The organism is Microbulbifer sp. THAF38, from assembly GCF_009363535.1.
Lineage (GTDB): Bacteria > Pseudomonadota > Gammaproteobacteria > Pseudomonadales > Cellvibrionaceae > Microbulbifer.
Window position 1 is genome coordinate 2316641 of record NZ_CP045369.1, and the last position, 20247, is coordinate 2336887.

Here is a 20247-nt window from a genome sequence, read left to right on the forward strand (position 1 = left end):
CAGCGCATTCTCAGGTTAGGATTTTAATGAGCTCTCCAGTTGAGTAAATTGGCCTTGGATCATAGCTTTCTCTTGGATGAGTATGCGATTCTCATCCGTGACTTGCTCCAGGCGGTTTTGTGAAGCCGCTAATTCCGACTCCAATTTTTCCAGGGCGCTCTGTTGTAAGTGGACTTCCCTTCGAGTCGCAGAGCTTTCGCTCTGAAGTTGTGAGACACGCTCATGCAGACTGGCAATCTCAGCCTGTTTATCTTTCAGTTCACCACCCTGCATTTCCGCTTGTTGCCTCAGGTTGGCCGCTTCAGTGCTGGCAACCCCGACTTGCTCGCTGAGTTGTTGTTTTTCCCGGTTGAGCTCAACAATCAATGCCTGCCCTTGCTTATAAAGCAGCTCCTGTTCATTGAACCTGCGCTCGGAGAGGGCTAGCTGCTCATTGAGTACCGCAATCTGGCCCTTCATCTGCTCAGAGCTAGCGCGGAATTGGTCCCGCTCATGCTGGCGGTCGTTCGCTGTGCGCTGCTGGAAATGCTCAAAGTGCTCGCGAACATCTCTATTCTCCTGCTTGATCTCCTCAATCGCCGCCTTTTGCTCGGCAATGCGCCCTAGGGCCTCCTGCCTCTGGTAGTCACTCTTCTCCAGGGCGCCCCGTGTTTCTTCCAGTGATTGTTTGAGTTTGCGCTTTTCGGTTTCTGTGATGGAGAGCTTTTGTTCCAGCTCCCGGATCCTGGCAGCTTGCTGGCTGGTGGTACTTCGCGATTCTTCCAGTTGCGAGGTGATTTCCTTTTCTTGTACCTGAAACTCCTGTTGCACTTCCTCTATTTGTTTATTTGCCGCTCCCTGGATTCTCTGATGTAGCTCCTTTAAGGCATCGACCAGATCCTTCGGGAGTCCATTCACATCGGTGTCACTTGCGGATTCACTTCGCCACCTTTTAAGCAAGGGGGCAATAGTGCTCTTACTACCCGTTCCCAGCTGGGCGCGAACACGATCAACCGTTGGCTCCTCTCCGCGAACCTTAATCGCCTTTGCTGCCTGGACAATATCCAGATAAGTGACCCCTGTGCGCGCCATAAGCCTTGCCTCAGATTATTTCGTTACGAATTACATAATACGTAATATTACATTATATTCGCCTCACTTCCACTTTCAAAATGCACTTCTATGACCTTCGATAATGACTATTATCAAAGGTTATAACCATGTAAGATGCCCCAAATAACGTACCTCCAGTACAAGTAGGGGCTTTCTAGCGATACGGGCACCATGAAAAATCACACTCCTCAACCCACCAAAAAGCGCGCTAACTCCCAGCCCCCCAGTACGCTTGGCGCTGGCGGCGAACTCCTAACCGATGAGGACATTCAGAAGTACCTGAGCGCAGCCACCTCCGATAACACCCGCAGGGCCTACCGTTCAGCGGTTCGCCAGTTTGAAAAATGGGGCGGGCGGCTACCGACAGATGGCAACACTCTGGTTCGGTATATCCTGGGCCGTGCAGAGGAGCTCAATCCTCGAACCCTGGATCTTCATCTCACCGCTATAGGCCAGTGGCACCAATACCAGGGGATGCTCAATCCCATAACAGATCCGCTCGTGCAAAAAACGATGCGCGGTGTTCGTCGCACCCATGGCAAGCCCAAACAAAAATCGAAGGCCCTAGGTCTTCAGCACATTGCCACCATGACTCGACATTTGCGCAATCAACCTTCAAGCAAGAAAAGCGCCCGCGATCTCGCACTGATCTTGGTAGGGTTCTTTGGTGCTTTCCGGCGAAGTGAGCTGGTAGCGATTCAGGTGGAAAACCTGATCTGGGAGGATGAGGGCGTAATCGTAAGGCTCCCCAAGTCAAAAACAGACCAAAGTGGTGAAGGCATGATGCGCGCCCTGCCCTTTGGTACACCTAAGGCTTGCCCCGTAACAGCGCTTCGTACCTGGCTCAAGGTTGGCAACATTGAACGTGGTCCCGTGTTCCGGGCTGTGAATCGTTGGGATACAGTTCAAGACAGGCAACTTAATCCTGCAGCAGTCAATGACCTACTTAAGAACTTGGGCGCCGCCTGCGATTTCGACTTTGTCGGCGAACTGAGTAGCCACAGCTTTCGCCGTGGTCTGTCCACATCCGCGGCTCGGGAAAAGGTGGGCTTCGAGCTTATTAAGAAGCAAGGTGGTTGGAAAAGCGATGCCACGGTATGGGAATATATTGAAGAGGGGCAGCAGTTTACCGAAAACGCCTCCGCCATCTTGATGAAGAAGATGGCGGAGCTTCTTTAAGGCACAACGCTATTGCTCTTGGGTACTTTTCTTGTCTCCCAGTCTTCCTGCAGCGTCACTCTTTCCTTTGGGCGGGATGCCAGGTCTTGTTGCTGTTTTTTTGTGTGTCGCATCGAAGACCGACTGCCACTCTTTATCAAATACTGCTGGGATAGGACCTGGAGTCCTCTTAAAGGACAAAACACCAACATGAGCCTCATGAACATGGGCATCAGAGGTTACCTCCTCGATAAACCCATGCATTTTCCCGCTACTGTCGAGAGTAAAGTTGCCCACACTTTCATCTGAGACATCAACGGTCACTATACGAGTGGTATCGCCGGTATTTGAAAAGGCGAATATGCCGATATCCTTGCCAACAGTGCCTCCGTCTTTTGTCTCTTCGACACCACTTAATTTGTGCTTTATATCGGCAGGCTTTTTGAAACTATCAATGAACCGGCCGCCGCCTCCTGTTTTTGTTTTCTTTAGGACCTTAAAAGTTCGGCAAAATATATCTTTGCCAACATTCAAAGCATCCTTTTTACTTTCATATAAAATGAATGACTCCCCATCGACCGCACACCAGGTGCCATCGATTGAGTTTTTTGAGTCAGGGTTTGCGCTTAATTGACCTGAATAAACTGCTGCCAATACCATGGTCGCAGGCAACAATTTAGATATAAGATATGGTTTCGCCTTCATAGTGCACCTCTGATTATCATTAGCTAACTACAAGTTAATAAAGTAGCGGATTAATTCAGTGGGCTCGTGAAATTTTCAGTTTCTTATTGAAAGAGATACGCCAGATCAAAATTGAACCAATATATCTGTAGCAACCTATCAGCTTCGCTCCTATTATCATTGCGATCAACCAATGAAACACATGCAACCTAACCAGTGGCAACCTTGCCTTTGTCATTAGTAGCCGCCGGTTTCACTGTATCTTCAAACTACATATCATTAGACCCTATTGATAAAGTATTTTATTTTCTGACTGCTATACCTGTATTCACATCTTGGCGCAGATTCAATACTGTGCAGCGAAAAGGAGATCAGAGATGCCCCTGAACAATCAGCAAATCAAGGACTGTGAATCTAGCCATTGGGACTTCTCAGATCTGAAAGCTCTATTCCTTAACTGTACCCTCAAGCCAACACCAGAACTTTCCCATACAGATGGGTTGATCAATATTTCCCGTGAGATTATGGAGAGAAATAGCGTTGCGGTAAGTGTTCTAAGGCCGGTAGACCATGATATCGCCTTCGGCGTTTATCCAGACATGACCGAGCACGGCTGGGAAAATGATGACTGGCCCAATATCTATCGCCAGGTTAGCGAGGCAGATATCCTCGTGATCACAACCCCCATTTGGCTTGGTGAAAAATCCTCAATCTGCACTCAAATAATAGAGCGCCTCTACGCCAATTCATCAGATCTAAATGATCAGGGACAGTATGCCTATTACGGCAAAGTCGGTGGTTGCCTGATCACTGGTAATGAGGATGGCGCTAAACACTGTGCGATGAATATTCTCTATTCCCTGCAACACTTGGGGTATGTGATACCACCTCAAGCAGATGCCGGCTGGGTTGGTGAAGCCGGTCCCGGCCCTTCCTATCTAGACCCTGGGTCGGGCGGGCCTGAGAACGATTTTACCAACCGCAACACCTCTTTTATGACCTGGAATCTTTTACATCTGGCACGAACTCTGAAGGACGCTGGCGGAATCCCCGCCCATGGCAACCAGCGCTCCGCCTGGGATGCAGGCTGCAAGCCCGATTTTCCCAACCCAGATTACCGTTAGTAGGCTGCTGCATAAGGAATTTGCGATACCCGGCAAGGGTATCACCGGCCAATTCTATCGCTTTTTCCCTGAACATATTTACAAGTGGGGGCGCAAGAAGATACATTGCGCCCTTCTTTTATACCCCCGCCACACCCCCCTCGGCCCAATACCCATCAGCTATGCTTGCCGGGCAATAGCCAGAGGAGGTTGTTGCATATAACAACAACGAGGTAATCCCCTTCGAATGAAACCCGAGTTACTGCAACACATTCTCGAGAGCAAACTTTTTATTACCTTTTGTGTCATCGTAGTTATCTTATTACTGCGAGGATTCGCCACGCTAGCCATTGTCCGCAGTGGTTGGGCAAAGGCAGATAAGCGCCGCCGCATCAATACCGTGCATAACCTGGGCAACCTGCTATTGGTCATAGGTGTTATTGCTGTCTGGGTTACGGAATTACGCGAGTTTGCCCTATCGATTGCCGCCTTCTCGGTCGCTATCGTACTAGCCCTGCGAGAAGTTGTTCAGTGTCTGGTTGGGGGAGTTTATCAGGCCAATATGCGCTCCTTTACCGTAGGAGACTGGGTCAAAGTGGGCGATCAGTTTGGTGAGGTTACCGACAGTGATTGGTTGAGCACCACACTTTTAGAGATCGACCCTCACGGTCTGGGCAACGGATATACCGGCACCACGCTCTATATCCCTAACAATGCTTTCTTTACCCAGCCAGTAAAGAACTTGAATTTCATGCGCCGCTATATCGAACATTCTTTCTCAATCACTCGTGAAAGCGGAAAAGTTAATCCCTTTGAGGCCAAGAACTTTATTGCGGAACGGCTTAAGGAGCACTGTGACTCCTTTCGCGAGGTTGCCGAACGTTACTGCAAGCTCATTGAGAACCGTATGGGTGTAGAGCTTGCTGGGCCGGATGCAAAAGTGTGTATCTCCAGTAATGAACTGGGCCACGATGTGATTACTGTTAAAGTATTTTGCCCGAGGGAAGAGGCCACAAATATCGAGCAGCTAGTCACAGAAGATTTCTACAACTTCTGGTTCGAGAAAACCAAGGAGCTGGAGATAAAAGAAGAAGCTAAAAGCTTATAAATGATTAGCTTTGGTAAGCGGGACAACATGGCATGGATGCCGCAGGCAATATGCCCCCCTACTAGCTCAAACAAATAGTTCAAGCAAACCTTATTGGTCGAGATCTCTTAAACAGTCATTTTTTGGCGCTTGAGTGCGCTGATCACAGCCTCCTCGCTCTCAAGGCGACTGCGAAACTCAGCAAGAGAGGGAAACGAAGAGAGATCAAGTGGGGTTGAATCCATCCAACGCCACAAGACAAATAGATAAGCATTGACCACCGTTCGGCGCCCAAGAAAGCCATCCCCCCAGCCTCCTTGAAAGAGGTGTCGAGCCTACGAAAGTGCGCCTCTATTTTTTATAAGTATATTGATGGGTAGGATCAGAGGATGTCTACGAGGTACAGGTTGTGGCAGATGGTGGTGGCTCTCCAACCCAGATCGCAGATGAAATTTCCATCGAGCGAATGAGGAACGCTGGCGTAGGCATTACCACAACAAATCAACTAATGGCAGAGCTCGCTACAGATTGGGCCAATACAACGGGTCAAACCATCCAGTCCATTATGTACGAAGAGATATTGAAGCCTTTAGTTGAAGGCTAGACTCTGTTGGCGTTTATTCGATAGCGACTACGGATAACCATTTATTAGACAGGATTAGTTCTGATCAACCCCCAGGGGTAACTTCTTTATCACCGCTCAGCATAACCTCCATACGGCTGACTTGTGTGCCCTCCAAAACCTACATTTACCCCTCCCCAATACCGACACCGACACCGACACCAAAAGACTCACTGACACTCAGGGACCCAATAGTCAGGAGCCTTGGGGCTTCTTTGCTACCTAGTACAGGCAGACCGCCACCATTCTAATAAATCGATAGGTTTAGCGGTTTCTTTCTAATTTTCAATCTAATAAAGCGATGGTTAAATGGTGCCCAATCCAATCAACTTACGAGGGGCCAAACATGGCAAAGCTACTCAGCATCCAGTCTAGTATGTTCCAATCCGGTGGGCAGACCTCCCAGCTGGCTACAAAGTATGTAAAGAGCTGGAAAGCAAAAAACCCAAATGGAGAAGTGACCGAGCGCGATCTGGTAGCGGAACCTATCCCCCACCTGACTCTCGATCGCTTTCAAGCTTTCACTACTCCGGCAGAGCAACGTAGCCCTGAACAACAGGACATCGTGGAGTATTCAGACAAACTGATTGAAGAAATTTCCTCTGCAGATGTGCTGGTCTTTGGTGTTCCCATGTACAACTTCAACATCCCTTCTACCCTGCACACCTATTTTGACCATATTGCCCGAGCGGGGGTAACTTTCCGCTATACGCCTAATGGGCCTGAGGGACTACTGAAAGACAAGAAGACAATTATCTTTATCGCGCGAGGTGGATACTACGGTAACGAGCATTCACAGAGCGCGTTTCTCCGCCAACTCCTCGGTTTTGTGGGAATAACCAATATCGAGTTCATATACACGGAAGGACTAGCAACGGGAGATGATGCCAAAGAAAAAGCATTGGCGGCTGCAAATGCGCGTATCGCCCAGCTTGCATAAGCAAGCTCACAAATCCGTTAACACTAGAATTAGACATAGAAGCTCATCAATAAGCCGAGCAGATCTCCCCTCTCGGCTTATTTCCCATTAAGAATGGGAGGAGCTGCTCAATCTGTTAACCATGAAGACAGACGTGAAGATCAGTCATTCACTGGCGAGAACTGTGGGAATTTCACTCGATTAAACTTTCTTGTTTTTGACAACTCAAAGATAGTTAACCCAGCAATGTAAACTTCAGTCAGCCAGTATCTACGCCACGAACACAAACTTGTCTTTACTCAATATCTGTTCACCATCAAATCGATAAGCAACGAGCTTGCCATTCCCTGCGACGGAATAGTCGAGACAAGCAACATTATCAGTTAAAGGTGCTGGTGCACCTTTAAGCCAATAGTGACCGATAAAGCAGGGCTTATCTGCTTTAGGGTAATAAGGAATACCCCTAGGCGCTGGCAAGCTAGCGGCGGAACCGATATCAACACCACGTGGCAACGCTATCTCACCCAGCGCTTTTGCAGAAGAGTTCCACCATTGAACACGGACAGCAAAGCGGCGATTACCATCCTTATCCAGAAAACTTACATTTTGAGGCAGTTCAACTTCATAACCTTTGAGCAGAGTTTCCACTGCATTGAAGGCATCACTGCCCGGGGAGCTCGCTTGCAGTAAAAGCTCAGACGTTAACCTCGCCCCGCCAGTTTTTGATTTCAAAAAATCAATACTTTTCTCATCCCAGCAGGCGTGGACTGCTCGCAGTTGACCCAGGTCAAGCCATAGCGGCAATGACCTAAAGAAATTCAGCACCTGAGATTTCTCTGGATCGTTATCGGGGTACTCATTCAGAAAGGCCTGGTGTTGTTTTGTATTCTTATCGGTATGTGGGCGCAGGGGCTTGCCATTGACCTCGGTGTGATAAGCCAGGGCGTTAAACTCGTGATTGCCCATAATCGCTTGTGCATGACCATTGTTGACCATGCTCATAACTATCTTCAGGAGCTTGCGGTGCTCTACCAGGTGCTCACCGCGGTCGATAAAGTCTCCAAGAAAGATGACTTTGCGTTCTGGGTGCGCATAACCGCTGCTTGTTTCCCGATAACCCAGAAAATTGAGCAGCTCAATCAATGCGCTGGCGTGACCATGGATATCGCCAATAATGTCGTACTTGCAGTGTTCCATCCTGCTCCTGCCTCTAAAATACAAGAAAGCTTCAGTATCAAAATCCCGCTTTTTTTGTATCAAGGATTACTCTGTCCATTTTATGAAATGAACGCACTTCTCGGAAGCTGGGCATGGGGGATGAGACATGGGAGCGAAGAAAATAGCCGAAGCTACCGCCAGCCAGGGAATTACTGAGTTCACTTACATTTAAGGTGTGCTCTATCAAAGAGCGAATACAAAAAAGCCAGGCTGGAAAATGCGGCCTGGCTTTTTCTCTGGCTTGAGACTTACAAAGCTTCCGCAGCTTCTGTCTTTTTACTGGCAAGAACTTGATCCTGCCCAGTATCAGTACTGCTCACTCTAGTTTTACGCCCAAACAATCTCTGCACCACTACAAAGAACAGCGGTATAAAGAAGATTCCCAGCAGCGTGCCCACAACCATCCCTCCCAGCACCCCGGTTCCAATCGCACGCTGTGCGCCGGAACCTGCACCAGTGGCTATCGCAAGTGGAAGAACCCCCAAGCCAAAAGCCAAAGAAGTCATCAGGATAGGGCGCAGGCGATCACGGACTGCACGCATGGTCGCTTCCACCAGTTCCATTCCGTTTTCCAGGTTTTGCTTGGCAAACTCCACAATCAGAATGGCGTTCTTACTGGTCAAGCCGACAGTGGTCAGCATAGCTACCTGGAAATAGATATCCCTCTCCATGCCGCGCAAACTGTTGGCAAGCACTGCGCCGAGAATACCGAGCGGCGCCATCAACAATACCGCGGTCGGTACTGTCCAGCTCTCATAGAGAGCGGCAAGGCACAAGAATACAATCAGTAATGACAGGGTATAGAGCAGTGGTGTTTGTGCACCGGCGGCGCGCTCCTGATAGGAAAGACCGCTCCATTCAATACCAACCCCCGCCGGCAATTGCGCTACCAAGCTCTCCACTTCTGCCATGGCCTCGCCAGAACTGACCCCCGCTGCTGCCTGACCATTGATCTGCATGGAGGGCACGCCGTTATAGCGTTCCAAGCGGGGAGATCCATACTCCCAGGAAAAGCTGGCAAAGGAAGATAGGGGTACCATATCGCCTTTATCATTGCGCACAGACCAGAGCTGGAAGTCTTCCGGCACCATACGATATGGCGCATCCGCCTGCATATAAACCCGCTTGACCCGGCCGCGATCGATAAAATCATCGATATAGGAGCCACCCCAAGCGGTACTCAGCGCGCTGTTAATATCGGCAATAGACAAGCCGAGGGCCGCAGCTTTGGCATTGTCGATTTTCACTCGAAATTGCGGCGTGTCCTCCTGGCCATTGGGGCGTACGTTAGACAGTAACTTACTCTGCCCGGCCATCCCCAAGAATTGGTTGCGGGCAGCGGTCAGTGCTTCGTGCCCCAGGTTGCCATTATCTTTTAAGTAAAAGTTAAAGCCACCAGAAGAACCCAACTCTGGCAGAGGCGGAGGTGCAAAGGCAAAAGCCATGGCATCTTTAATTTGCATCAGCGCGCCCATAGCACGCATGGCTACTGCGCCAGCACTTTGCGACTCTTCTTCCCGCTCAGACCAGTCTTCCATATTCACAAAGGCGATACCAGTATTCTGGCCGCTACCGGCAAAGCTAAAGCCCTGCACCGAAAATACGGACTTCACGGTGCCCTGCTCGTTATCCAGGAATTGATCTTCCACTTTGCGGATAGATTCCATGGTGCGCTCCTGGGTCGCGCCCACGGGTGCCTGCACCATAGAGAAGAGCACGCCCTGGTCTTCATCGGGCAGGAAGGAGCTGGGTAAACGCAGGAATAAGAAGGCCATCACAGCGGAAAGGGCCACAAACAACAGCATAAAGCGGCCGCTACGTTTTAGGATGCCCTGCACTCCGCCCTGGTAGCGCCGACTGCCGCGCTCAAAGTTGCGATTGAACCAACCGAAGAAGCCTTTCTCACCGTGGCTTTCCCCTTTTGAAAGTGGTTTCAGCAAGGTGGCACATAGTGCGGGGGTCAGGATAATCGCCACTAATACAGACAAGGCCATGGCAGCAACAATGGTTGCTGAGAACTGCCGGTAAATTACGCCAGTGGCGCCATCCATAAATGCCATTGGCACAAACACCGCCGATAGCACGACACCGATTCCGATCAATGCCGGGGTAATCTGGTGCATGGATTTTTTAGTGGCTTCCTTCGGTGATAAGCCCTCTTCGCGCATCACCCTTTCTACGTTTTCCACCACCACAATAGCGTCGTCCACTAGCAGGCCGATGGCCAATACCATAGCGAACATGGTGAGCATATTGACCGAGAAGCCCAGTGCCGCGAGTACGGCAAAGGTACCCAACAGCACCACCGGTACTGCGATTGTAGGGATCAGGGTTGCACGGAAATTCTGCAGGAACAGATACATCACCAGGAAGACCAGCACAATTGCTTCAATCAATGTGCTGATCACACCTTTAATGGAGACCTCGACAAAGGGCGTAGTATCAAATGGTACGACCGAAGTCAGCCCCCGAGGGAAGAAAGGCTCCAGCTCTTTAAGTTTCGCTTTCACGCCTTCGGCGGTTTCCAGTGCGTTGGCACCGGTGGCCAGGTTAATGGCGATACCGGTAGCCGGTTGACGATTGTAGCGGGAGATAAATTCATAATTCTCTGCCCCCAACTCAACGCGGGCGACATCGCCAAGCCGCAGTATGGAGCCATCATCATTGGCTCGTACCACGATTTCCCGGAACTGTTGCGGGGTTTGCAGGCGCTCCTGGGAGGTAATAGAGGCATTGAGTTGCTGCCCTGGCACCGCCGGTGCGCCACCAAGGCTGCCCACTGTGACCTGGGCATTCTGGGCACGGACCGCCGCGGCTACATCATTCGGTGTCAAATCGTAAGTAGTCAGCTTGTTGGGATCGAGCCAGATACGCATTGCATATTTGGAGCCGAACACCTGCACATTACCAACACCGGGCACCCGGCTAACCGGGTCCACAATCGCTGAGTTGATGTAATCGGCAATGTCGTTGCGGTTCATACTGCCGTCTTCGGAGACAAAACCTGCAACCATCAAGAAGCCACCTCGGGACTTACTGACATTGACCCCTTGTAACTGCACCTCTTGGGGCAACAGCGGCATTGCCAGCTGTACCTTGTTTTGGACTTGCACCTGTGCGGTATCCGGGTCGGTACCATTCTCAAACGTAAGGGAGACAGACACACCACCGTTAGATTGACTGACAGCAGACATATAGAGAAGGCCATCGAGACCTTTCATATTCCGCTCCAGAATCTGCGTCACCGAATCTTCCACCACTTTGGCGGAGGCGCCAGGGTAACTGGCCTCAATATTAATAGAGGGCGGTGCGATATTCGGATAGCGCTCCACCGCCAACTTGCTGATAGACAATGCACCTGCCAGCATGGTGATAATTGCCAGAACCCAGGCAAAGATGGGCCGGTTAATAAAAAAGCTCGCCATAACCCCTACCCTCAGGAACCCTGCTCAGCAGCATCGTCGTCGTCACCAGCTGCTGCAGGTACCTGTTTATCCTCACGTTCACTAGGCTGCACCGGCGCACCGGGGCGAATTTTCTGCAATCCAGCCACTACGACACGGTCACCGGGCTCCAGCCCCTCTTCTACCAACCAGCGGTTACCGACTGTGCGACTGACCCGCACGGAACGTTGGGCAACAATATTCTCTTCATTGACCACCATTGCCGAAGTGTTACCTTTCGGGTCCCTTGCAATACCTTGTTGAGGCACCAGAATGGCATGTTCCCGTACACCGCTACCGACTATCGCGCGCACGTACATGCCTGGCAGCAGCATATTGTCTGGATTGGGGACAACGACTCGCAGCAACACACTGCCAGTAGAGGGATCGACACTGGCTTCGGCAAACTCGAGCTTGCCTTGGTGTTCAAACTCACTGCCATCTTCCAGCAAAATCTTAACTGGCAGGTTTGTGGCATCTGCCAATGTACCCGCCTGGAGGGCCCGACGCAGGCTGACCAGCTCTGCTGCGGACTGGGTAACATCCACATAGATGGGGTCCAGCTGTTGCACAGTGGCCAAAGTTGCGGCCTGATTGGCCGCTACCAAGGCGCCCTGGGTAACACTGGATTTACCAATACGGCCAGTAATCGGCGAGGTAATCTGGGCGTAGTCCAGCTGGATCTCGGCTCGATGTAACTCCGCCCTGGCAGCAGCAACAGAGGCACGGGCTTCCTGCAAATCTGCCTCTGCGACATCATTCTCCTGCTTGCTGACAGCGCCACTCTTAACAAGGCCTGCGGTGCGCTCAGCCTTGAGGCGAGCGATATTCATTGCCGCATTGGCACCCTGTAATTTAGCGCGCGCACTATCCACATCCGCTTGGTAAATGGCGTCATCCAGTTGATAAAGTGGCTGATTTGCATCGACACGCCCACCTTCACGGAACAATTGCTGTTTTATGATGCCATTTACCTGTGGACGAACTTCCGCCACCTTGAAAGGTGAAGTGCGACCAGGTAGCTCTCTGGTAAGCGTAACCGGCTCGGATTCCAGCGTAACCACAGTCACCTGTGGCGCCGGCATCGGTGGCGCAGCGGTTCTTTCATCACAAGCGGCAAGCAATGCACTAGTGATCAAAAGACTGATAAACGCTTTTTTATTGAGCATGGTTACCTCGATCAGGGCTGACGGCCTGGATACTGCGGTCAGTTCGGGAGAAAAAGAGACGGTGACAGGAAGGTCTAACTCCAGTGGCCACGCATTTTATGTGTAGTGATGAAATCCGATCAACTATTCATCAGCGCATGAATATCGACTAACATGCACTTTTACCCAGTGTTTTCAAGGGGTTGCACTAAAGTCTCATTTGTTTTCATGCGGCGAACAGCCGTGAATATGCGGTCAAATGAGGCGATTACGATAATGAAGAAGCTGCATTGCCCATGGCTAAATATAGAGAAGAGCAAATACTTAACACCCGAGAGCGTATTTTAGACGCCGCGATTCGTGTTTTTCACGAATCTGGCGTCACCCACGCCTCCCTAACGGCAGTCGCAGAGCTTGCCGGAGTCACTCGTGATTCCCTGCATAGCCATTTCCGCGACAGAGTTGGGCTACTCAACGCTCTAACCGAGCGCATGCGCCTGCCCGGTGAAGACCTCTGCGCGGCGGCCGGTGATGAGTTGAAGAGAGACCCTCTAGGCACCCTGCGTACCCGCTGGATATGGCTATTCGATGAGATTGCCTGCAATGATGAATGGCAGCGCTTGCTGGAGATTATCTTCCTGCCATGCGACCCAATCAGTGAAGTATGCGAGTCCACTCACCGTATTAAGCAAGGCCGCACAGAGCGGTTGGAGCGAATGGGAGAATTGTTGGAGATTGCACTTTCAGCCGGTCAATTACCTGCTGATCTGGATCTGAAACTGGCCCAACAAATGCTTCACGGAGGACTTTTTGGTGTTCTGGAAGACTGGCTTCTTTCTCCACGCTTTGTAGACCTTGGCGACTTAGGTGAACATTATTTTGATGCTCTCCTAGATATGATTCGCTTCTCCCCAGAACTGCGTCTAAACAGGCAGCAAGCACGAACTTTGCACTGAGCAGTGTATTGAGCAAATTCGAATTTTCTTCCTATTGGGGCAAGTCAACTAACTGCGGCTTGCTCCAAGAAGACAATCAGCCGAGTTTACTTTTCGAATCTACTAATTGTGCACCGCTCGCATCTCTTACTGCATAATTAAAACCCGGGTGAATACAGTGAGCACCGTAATTACCGGCTTTATCTAAAGCCAGGAAACCCACCTGGAACTTCTTATAGTCCCCCAGCTTGCGCGCAATACGCTCCACCGCCTCACGACAGGCTTCCTCCGGTGTGTAGCCATGACGCATCAGCTCCACGACTTGATGGCAACCGACAGTCTTGATCATTAGCTCGCCCATACCCGTGGCAGTAGCCGCACCCACTTCATTGTCGACATAGAGTCCGGCACCGATAATCGGCGAGTCCCCTACCCGCCCATGCATCTTGAAAGCCGCGCCACTGGTGGTGCAGGCACCTGAGAGATTGCCGTTCTGGTCCACGGCTAAGATGGTTAGCGATTGAAAGGGCAATAGTTCCGCGCAGCGGACCCGACAAAGCGCGACTAACGCCCATCATCATCACCTATGAACAATTAGCCGATAGATTGTTCATAGAAACCACCAGAGCGCATCCGACGCTAAATCCTCAATTTTTCTTGACATTTGATTTCTGATACTTAAGATACCGTTTTTCAATCCTTATGAACTCAATGGAGAGTTTTTGCTAGATCATCAGGTAATCGCACGTTCCTAGACCCGATTAGGGCTTAAGGGACATCTAAAACACTAGAAGGCCCTCATGCAAAATTCTGAGGCTGCCTAGTTTTGTGATTTCTGAAGATTGAGGCACTCCATTGAACATTTCAAAGCACGAGCAGCGCGTCCTGCACGTTCTCGCACTTGGTGGTGAGATACACCTCCTTCGCCGTGAAAGCGGCAAACCCTATGATGTCACTTGCTACACACGGGATGGTAACGTCCTGTCTAGCTGTACTTTTGACATTTTTAAACGCTTAAAAAGCAAAAAACTCATCGGCTCAAAAAATGGTCAGCCCTATCGTATTACGCGATTGGGGGCTACCTCTGTGCAGTCGCAAATGATCCAACGCTAATGCTCCAGGTCATATTTATCTTTAACAAATCAGGCTCTAAACCAAATCAAAAGGAGCTTTCTCTATGAAAACACCATACCAAATTCAATATGAAGCTTTTGCATCTGCTGGCGGACTTTATAACGAAGGACATGCAAAGCTGTATGCTGAATTAGCAGACGCCATGATTGAAGATGGGAGCTTTTCCATCGTATATGAGGGAGTGGCGCACGCCTGCTACACGCCCATTACAGTTGATGCCGCGCCACACCTTAAGTGTTATGTGTTGGCTCCCTTGGCCGTGCTGCCTCAGTATTAAAGAAAGGGTTATGCAACAAGGCTCATGGCCGAAGCTGAAAAACAACTTGATGCTGATGTCATCTTTGTTATGGGAGAGCAGTACCACTATGCTAATCGCTACAACACTCCTCACAAAATCTTACCGCCTGTAAGGACACAAGCCCCCCTAGAAAATTGGTTTGCACGTGAATTAACACCAGGAGCTTTAGATGGTTTTGGTGAATCGACGACAAGCATCACTGGTCCTTATGCCGCTCCAATAATGTGGGGGCATCCGAGCGAACAAGCGTAGCCCTAAAATTAACCACTTAATCTTTTATTCAACCTAACAAAACTTTGAGTTAGAGAAATTTAAATGAACACTTCAGAGACAGAAATAATCAAAAACATCCACCTTTTGGCATTTGGAGAAGAGGAAGGAGCTGAAACGGCTGATTTAGCTGAATCCTTTCTCGCGTTGCCAGATACTATTTCAATCAATGCAGAGCGAGATGGAAAAATAGTAGGCAATATTATTTTTACGCCATTTCTGTTTAAAGACCACCCCGATAAAAAGTGTTATCTACTAGCTCCTATCGGTGTACTACCTGAATATCAACATGGTCATGGTGTTGGTAAAGAGTTAATGCAGTCAGGCATCACTCACTTAAAAAACTGTGATGTTGATGCAGTTTTTGTATTGGGTGTGCCTACTTATTACCCACGATATGGATTTGTCCCAACAGACAAACAAACGCCATACCCAGATCTTCTCACGTTACCAGCTTCATGGATGGTGCTTGAGCTGAATCCGGGGGTGGTTAGTCTTCTCAGTGGTGAAACCACTGCTGTAGAGCCAATTATGCAGCCTATCTGGTGGGATACATCGGGGCGCGGTTAATCGTAAGCGGTACACGAACCACATTATTCATTAAAGCCTAGATTCTCACAATAACCGACACACTTGGCGATAGCGAAGGAGGCCAGCTGGTTGTAGGCTAGTAAGCTTCCACACAAACAAGCCAGGAACCTCATGGGAACCCGTACCAACCAGCTGACCTTGAAAGAACGATACCAGATTGAGGTCCTTAATGGGCAGAACTATTCAGCCCGAGCCATTGGACTACGCCTCAATAGATCCAATAAGACTATCTCTCGTGAGCTTGGTCGTTACAGCCCTTACTGTGCCGAGAGTGCCCACCGTCAGGCACTGCAACGACGGCACGGAGCTATTAAACATACCAAGCTCGACTTTGCCATGCAGGTACAAATCGACCACCAGCTGAAAAATGCAAGTCCTGAACAAATCGCTGGGCGAATGCAGCTTGAGAGGTGTGCGAAAACGGTTAGTTGTTCAACAATTTACCGCTGGGTCAGTCGACTTAACTGGAGGTCACGTCTGCCAAGGAAAGCCAAACCTTATCAGAAACGGGCAGGTTCCGAGGCAGGCGTAAAGCTTATTCCAGAGCGCATAGATATTGATCAAAGACCTGCGATTGTCGATGAAAACACTGAGATCGGTCACTGGGAAGGCGATACAGTTTATGGTCAAGATGGCTATCTGGTGACACTGGTTGAACGAGTTTCCAAATTATTGCTCACTCGCAGAGTCCCAAATAAGAGCAAGAAAACAGTGAGCCGGGCGATCAAGCAGATGTTGAAGCCATATCAGGCCATCTGTAAAACCATCACCTTCGATAATGGAGGAGAATTTGCAGGTCATCAATCGATTGCGCAGAAGCTAGGATGCAGAATATATTTTGCGAAACCTTACCACTCTTGGGAACGCGGGCTGAACGAAAACACTAATGGCCTTTTGAGGCGCTTCTTCCCAAAAGGAGTGGAAATTGGCAAGATACCAAAAAGCCGTATTGATGACGCAGTGTTTCGAATCAATACTCGACCTAGGAAAGTACTAAATTACTTGAGCCCGCTGGAATTTTTGGCGGGTAAACGTGTGTCACTTATGTTGGCAATCTAGGAAGTATTTAGTTTGCGTACCGCTTACCTAAGATGCCGATAGTATCGTGGTTTTCTCTATTGATTACCGGCTGGTAACGGGACTCGCGCTTCCACTCACGCCAGGCGGCTTCAGCTTTTGGAGTTAGCAGGTTCTCAATCTCAAATCCCTGTTCAAGCGCAAAACGCTGTGCGCCCTCGCCGACCAACATCACATGTGGAGTTTCCTCCATCACCTTTCGCGCAACCGAGATGGGATGCTTGATACCTTGTAAAAAAGCCACTGAACCACAATTTTGTTTGTCATCCATAATGCAGGCATCAAGAGTCACTACACCATCGCGATCGGGAAAACCGCCATAGCCAGCACTGGTTACCTGCGGGTCAGCTTCCGGCACCCGAGCACCTGCCTCTACGGCATCCAAAGCCCTGCCACCTTCGCTGAGAACCTGCCAAGCTGCCTCATTGGCTGGGCCCCCATGGTTCCAGGTTGATATGACTACGGGCTTTTTTCCCTTCTTCGTATAACGCCTTGCCATAGCTGCCACTGAAGGTGTTGCCAGGGCGCCAGCCGTGCCCAGGAAGGAATATTTCAGGAATTTTCTTTTGCTGATCACAATGATTTGTCTCAAATGGAAAGCGCACAGAGACATTACTGTACTGTGCGCCGAAGTTATGGCGGGATCAGAAGCTGTAAGTCAGCCCCATATAGGCTCGGCGACCTGAGTAGGAGGAACCCAAGACTCTGTTTTCTTCACCCCAGTATCTATCCACCTTCTCTTCGGTGAGATTAATAATGGAGGCAGTGAGAGTAAGGTTTTCCATCAAACTATAAGAAGCATTAACATCAAGCTGATCATACTCATCAGTAAACGTATTCACGCCGTTGCTATAGCCATCCGCATAAGCGCTGCGATAGTTGTAAGAGGCTCTCACACTAAAAAGGTCATTCTCGTAGTACACCGATAGGTTGTATTGATCTTTAGAGGTACCCGCAATTTCTGTTTTGATTGTTTCACCACTTTCGAGGTCAAGATTGGCCAGTTCTGTGTCCGTATAGGTGTAGTTGGCAAAAACCCCAAAACCGTTATCAAAGGCATATTGCACAAACAGCTCGGCACCCTGAGCGGTGGCATCGGTGCCATTAACAGGCATCGACATATTTACATTCCAAATTTCACCGTCGATTTCCCTGGTAACCAGGGAGCTGCCGTTAATGACGAATGATGCAATATCCTTCCTGAACAGGGTTACTCCCATTGCGGAAGCATCGTCAAAGTACCATTCCAGACCCAAATCAAACTGATCCGCCTTATAGGGTTCCAATTCGGAGTTCCCCGCAAATCCATCTCTTACGGTCGCTCCTGGCAATGGGGCGTGTATAGATTCAGAGCCACCGAGGCCATCATAATTAACTCGGGCAACAACCCTTGCGAGGGCTGCACGCATTACTAAATCATCGTTAATATCCCAAGCGATATTGGCGCTTGGCAGAAAATCGGTGTTACTGCTATCGCGAATATTGGGCTCATCTTGCAAAACGCCATCAATGTTGTCGTAGGTTCGGGCATATTGCTTGGTCTGCACCGCGCGAACACCAAAATTACCGCGCAAAGTGGCAGAGGCAAAATTCTGCTGTACATAGGCCGCAGTCACTTCCTCACCGATGCGATAGTCCTGGTCCCGTTCTACGATCACTGTAGGATCACCATAGGTCTCATAGAGAAATTCTTTTAGCTTCTCGAACTCCAGGTAGGCAAAGTTGGGCACTTTTACACCACCAATGATATTGTCGAGTGGGCCACTGGATAGGATATCAATCGTATCCGGAACGCCATTAGGGTCGGTGTGGAAAGAATCGTCCGGCCACCAGGGATAGCAGGCCCCTTCGACTTCGCCCCAATTAATAGTAGGACATGGTAAGTTATCGTCGTCCCAGGATTGTTTGGTAATCCTACGGTTAATTTCGTGGTCGCGGTATTTAAGTCCTACATCAAAGGAAGTCAGCCAGCCGTAATCCATATCGATAGATACATCTAGCTGGTAGTAGTTTTCATCATCCTCACTACTGGTCCAGTGCGAAGAAAACCAATCGTATAAGGGGTAAGTATTGGGGTCTCCCAGATCGGCACTGGTATCAATCTCTGCAGTACCACTGCTTAGGTCCCAGCTCCAGTCAGCCACAGTGCCATAGCGAGAGTTAACTGAGGCAAACAATTTCTCGGAAGGTCCGCCTTCCGCACTGGTGCTGCCCACAACCAATCGCACGCTATAGCCATCACCTTGGTAAATAGCATTAAAATCCAAGGTATCTGACACATATTCAGCTCGTGTGTAGTCACCAGCGACTTGTGGAGACTGCAATTCGGCCTGACCTCTGTCCAACATGCCCATACCGAGTAAGGTATCGCCATCCTCGTCAAATTTAAGGCTACCGGGTGCAACTGCATCACCATAGTTCCACTCTGGAAATACAATACGGTAATTCTCTGAGTTGCCACCCTGCTCAAAGCGAAAATAATTGACACCCAGCTCAAGTTGTTCAACCGGACGCCACTGAGCACTGAGCTGAATTCCCTCGCGGGTACGCTCCTCTTCAAAAACGCTACCCACTACGGCTCTGGGGGCATAGAAATCCCGGTACTCATTACCATCGATATCTATCATAGCCCCCCTGGCCTCTACGCCATCGTGCGGCTTTTCATCACCTTGCCATCCCCAGTTTTCAGTGGTGGTGCTAATCACCCGGTTCTGGCGGTCTTGCCTGGAATAACCAACTAATACACCAAAGGTTTCCTGATCATTTTTCCATGAGTAAAAACCCGTGTATTGTGGCTCATACTTCTCAGTGACATCCGCGTAAGTTGTTTCAACCGATAGCATGCCCTCTCCCGCGTCCAGATCCAGAGGTTTGCGGGTATGCAAAATGACGGTACCGCCGATTCCGCCTTCATCCAGCTTTGCCTCAGGGCTCTTATAAACATCTGTACGGGCAATCATTGTTGCGGGCAACAAGGAATAATCTAGCGAACGTGATGGCTCATCGCCCGGAGTGGCAATATAGTTACCATTAAGTTGAGTAAAAGTAAGTTCTGGGGCTGTACCACGAATACTGACCCTGGCGCCCTCACCACCACTACGGACAATAGAGACTCCCGGTACCCGCTGTAAGGCATCGGCTACGTTTTTATCGGGGAACTTGCCAATATCTTCAGCGGTAATTGAGTCCACCACCGCATTGGAAAAGCGCTTCACATCGAGGTTTTTCTCCATGCTCTGACGAATACCCAGTACTTCTACCTCTTCAAGCGCCAAACTTTCTTTTTGGGCTTCCTCGGTATTTTGCGCCTGTGCCATACCGACGACACTGCATAACACCAGTGCACTGGCGGATGTACGAAGTAATTCCGTCCTGCGGTTTTCTTTTTGGGTTTTCTCTTTCATAGCTAAGCATCACTTTTATTATAATTTTTGAGCCTTCCGTGCACCCTCTAAACTCGGCATACCC

General features: G+C 49.7%; 19 protein-coding genes. 11 read left to right on the plus strand and 8 right to left on the minus strand.

All coding sequences use genetic code 11. The features are described 5' to 3' along the window. Positions 1 to 15: 15 nt before the first annotated feature. Positions 16 to 1071 (minus strand): DNA-binding protein, encoded by a 1056-nt coding sequence (locus tag FIU95_RS09815; protein ID WP_152453604.1) that lies wholly within the window; start codon positions 1069 to 1071, stop codon positions 16 to 18. Positions 1072 to 1263: 192 nt separating this feature from the next. Between FIU95_RS09815 and FIU95_RS09820 the strand changes: the two genes are divergently transcribed. Continuing rightward, on the plus strand, positions 1264 to 2271 hold the full coding sequence (locus FIU95_RS09820; RefSeq protein WP_152453605.1) for a site-specific integrase: 1008 nt from the start codon (positions 1264 to 1266) through the stop codon (positions 2269 to 2271). Positions 2272 to 2280: 9 nt separating this feature from the next. Here FIU95_RS09820 and FIU95_RS09825 read toward each other — a convergent pair whose 3' ends face one another. Continuing rightward, complete coding sequence (locus tag FIU95_RS09825) at positions 2281 to 2955, minus strand: hypothetical protein (protein WP_152453606.1); 675 nt, start codon at positions 2953 to 2955, stop codon at positions 2281 to 2283. A 356-nt stretch (positions 2956 to 3311) separates the two neighbouring features. Here FIU95_RS09825 and FIU95_RS09830 point away from each other — a divergent pair, with 356 nt between their 5' ends. From FIU95_RS09830 to FIU95_RS09845, 4 genes are all read left to right on the plus strand, one after another. Further along, entirely contained in the window at positions 3312 to 4058 is a 747-nt protein-coding gene (locus tag FIU95_RS09830; protein WP_152453607.1) for a flavodoxin family protein, read from the plus strand. Positions 4059 to 4284: 226 nt separating this feature from the next. Further along, positions 4285 to 5145, plus strand: a complete 861-nt coding sequence (locus FIU95_RS09835) for a mechanosensitive ion channel family protein (RefSeq protein ID WP_152453608.1) — start codon at positions 4285 to 4287, stop codon at positions 5143 to 5145. A gap of 388 nt (positions 5146 to 5533) precedes the next feature. Continuing rightward, positions 5534 to 5728, plus strand: coding sequence for a hypothetical protein (locus FIU95_RS21310; protein WP_216646333.1), 195 nt, complete (start codon positions 5534 to 5536; stop codon positions 5726 to 5728). A 364-nt stretch (positions 5729 to 6092) separates the two neighbouring features. After that, positions 6093 to 6686 carry an FMN-dependent NADH-azoreductase gene (locus FIU95_RS09845; RefSeq protein ID WP_152453609.1) on the plus strand — a complete coding sequence of 198 codons (594 nt, stop codon included), beginning with the start codon at positions 6093 to 6095 and terminating at the stop codon, positions 6684 to 6686. 249 nt (positions 6687 to 6935) lie between these two features. Here FIU95_RS09845 and FIU95_RS09850 read toward each other — a convergent pair whose 3' ends face one another. The 3 genes from FIU95_RS09850 to FIU95_RS09860 all read right to left on the minus strand — a co-directional run bounded on the left by FIU95_RS09850 (position 6936) and on the right by FIU95_RS09860 (position 12495). Continuing rightward, positions 6936 to 7862, minus strand: coding sequence for a metallophosphoesterase (locus FIU95_RS09850; RefSeq protein ID WP_152453610.1), 927 nt, complete (start codon positions 7860 to 7862; stop codon positions 6936 to 6938). 269 nt (positions 7863 to 8131) lie between these two features. Beyond that, positions 8132 to 11308 carry an efflux RND transporter permease subunit gene (locus tag FIU95_RS09855; protein ID WP_152453611.1) on the minus strand — a complete coding sequence of 1059 codons (3177 nt, stop codon included), beginning with the start codon at positions 11306 to 11308 and terminating at the stop codon, positions 8132 to 8134. Positions 11309 to 11319: 11 nt separating this feature from the next. After that, on the minus strand, positions 11320 to 12495 hold the full coding sequence (locus FIU95_RS09860) for an efflux RND transporter periplasmic adaptor subunit (RefSeq protein WP_152453612.1): 1176 nt from the start codon (positions 12493 to 12495) through the stop codon (positions 11320 to 11322). 275 nt (positions 12496 to 12770) lie between these two features. Here FIU95_RS09860 and FIU95_RS09865 point away from each other — a divergent pair, with 275 nt between their 5' ends. After that, positions 12771 to 13430, plus strand: a complete 660-nt coding sequence (locus FIU95_RS09865; RefSeq protein WP_152453613.1) for a TetR family transcriptional regulator — start codon at positions 12771 to 12773, stop codon at positions 13428 to 13430. Between the two features lie 76 nt (positions 13431 to 13506). Here the strand turns inward: FIU95_RS09865 and FIU95_RS09870 are convergent, their stop codons facing one another. Then, on the minus strand, positions 13507 to 13941 hold the full coding sequence (locus FIU95_RS09870; RefSeq protein ID WP_253869042.1) for an isoaspartyl peptidase/L-asparaginase: 435 nt from the start codon (positions 13939 to 13941) through the stop codon (positions 13507 to 13509). Between the two features lie 323 nt (positions 13942 to 14264). Here FIU95_RS09870 and FIU95_RS09875 point away from each other — a divergent pair, with 323 nt between their 5' ends. The 5 genes from FIU95_RS09875 (at position 14265) to FIU95_RS09890 (ending at position 16761) form a co-directional block, all read left to right on the plus strand. Continuing rightward, a complete protein-coding gene (locus tag FIU95_RS09875) occupies positions 14265 to 14522 on the plus strand; it encodes a YjhX family toxin (RefSeq protein ID WP_152453614.1) in 258 nt (85 codons plus the stop codon). A 64-nt stretch (positions 14523 to 14586) separates the two neighbouring features. After that, positions 14587 to 14820: a hypothetical protein gene (locus FIU95_RS21315; protein WP_216646334.1), complete on the plus strand. Its 234-nt coding sequence runs from the start codon at positions 14587 to 14589 to the stop codon at positions 14818 to 14820. Between the two features lie 24 nt (positions 14821 to 14844). Next, positions 14845 to 15093, plus strand: coding sequence for a hypothetical protein (locus tag FIU95_RS21320; RefSeq protein ID WP_216646335.1), 249 nt, complete (start codon positions 14845 to 14847; stop codon positions 15091 to 15093). A gap of 63 nt (positions 15094 to 15156) precedes the next feature. Further along, the gene (locus tag FIU95_RS09885; protein WP_152453615.1) at positions 15157 to 15681 is read left to right on the plus strand and encodes a GNAT family N-acetyltransferase; all 525 of its coding nucleotides are present in this window, start codon (positions 15157 to 15159) and stop codon (positions 15679 to 15681) included. Positions 15682 to 15813: 132 nt separating this feature from the next. Next, on the plus strand, positions 15814 to 16761 hold the full coding sequence (locus FIU95_RS09890; protein WP_152450975.1) for an IS30 family transposase: 948 nt from the start codon (positions 15814 to 15816) through the stop codon (positions 16759 to 16761). 7 nt (positions 16762 to 16768) lie between these two features. Here the strand turns inward: FIU95_RS09890 and FIU95_RS09895 are convergent, their stop codons facing one another. Both FIU95_RS09895 and FIU95_RS09900 read right to left on the minus strand, forming a co-directional pair. Beyond that, positions 16769 to 17356: an isoaspartyl peptidase/L-asparaginase family protein gene (locus FIU95_RS09895; RefSeq protein WP_253869045.1), complete on the minus strand. Its 588-nt coding sequence runs from the start codon at positions 17354 to 17356 to the stop codon at positions 16769 to 16771. A gap of 67 nt (positions 17357 to 17423) precedes the next feature. Further along, complete coding sequence (locus tag FIU95_RS09900; RefSeq protein ID WP_152453616.1) at positions 17424 to 20183, minus strand: TonB-dependent receptor; 2760 nt, start codon at positions 20181 to 20183, stop codon at positions 17424 to 17426. Positions 20184 to 20247: the final 64 nt, after the last annotated feature.

Excerpts from the sequence above, each read along its gene's own strand:
- FIU95_RS09865 (WP_152453613.1), top strand. The coding sequence starts at position 12,771 with ATGGCTAAATATAGAGAAGAGCAAATACTTAACACCCGAGAGCGTATT.
- FIU95_RS09825 (WP_152453606.1), bottom strand. The coding sequence starts at position 2,955 with ATGAAGGCGAAACCATATCTTATATCTAAATTGTTGCCTGCGACCATG.
- FIU95_RS21320 (WP_216646335.1), top strand. The coding sequence starts at position 14,845 with ATGGCCGAAGCTGAAAAACAACTTGATGCTGATGTCATCTTTGTTATG.
- FIU95_RS09855 (WP_152453611.1), bottom strand. The coding sequence starts at position 11,308 with ATGGCGAGCTTTTTTATTAACCGGCCCATCTTTGCCTGGGTTCTGGCA.
- FIU95_RS09900 (WP_152453616.1), bottom strand. The coding sequence starts at position 20,183 with ATGAAAGAGAAAACCCAAAAAGAAAACCGCAGGACGGAATTACTTCGT.
- FIU95_RS21315 (WP_216646334.1), top strand. The coding sequence starts at position 14,587 with ATGAAAACACCATACCAAATTCAATATGAAGCTTTTGCATCTGCTGGC.
- FIU95_RS09885 (WP_152453615.1), top strand. The coding sequence starts at position 15,157 with ATGAACACTTCAGAGACAGAAATAATCAAAAACATCCACCTTTTGGCA.
- FIU95_RS09815 (WP_152453604.1), bottom strand. The coding sequence starts at position 1,071 with ATGGCGCGCACAGGGGTCACTTATCTGGATATTGTCCAGGCAGCAAAG.
- FIU95_RS09860 (WP_152453612.1), bottom strand. The coding sequence starts at position 12,495 with ATGCTCAATAAAAAAGCGTTTATCAGTCTTTTGATCACTAGTGCATTG.
- FIU95_RS09835 (WP_152453608.1), top strand. The coding sequence starts at position 4,285 with ATGAAACCCGAGTTACTGCAACACATTCTCGAGAGCAAACTTTTTATT.
- FIU95_RS09850 (WP_152453610.1), bottom strand. The coding sequence starts at position 7,862 with ATGGAACACTGCAAGTACGACATTATTGGCGATATCCATGGTCACGCC.
- FIU95_RS09820 (WP_152453605.1), top strand. The coding sequence starts at position 1,264 with ATGAAAAATCACACTCCTCAACCCACCAAAAAGCGCGCTAACTCCCAG.
- FIU95_RS09830 (WP_152453607.1), top strand. The coding sequence starts at position 3,312 with ATGCCCCTGAACAATCAGCAAATCAAGGACTGTGAATCTAGCCATTGG.
- FIU95_RS09890 (WP_152450975.1), top strand. The coding sequence starts at position 15,814 with ATGGGAACCCGTACCAACCAGCTGACCTTGAAAGAACGATACCAGATT.
- FIU95_RS09845 (WP_152453609.1), top strand. The coding sequence starts at position 6,093 with ATGGCAAAGCTACTCAGCATCCAGTCTAGTATGTTCCAATCCGGTGGG.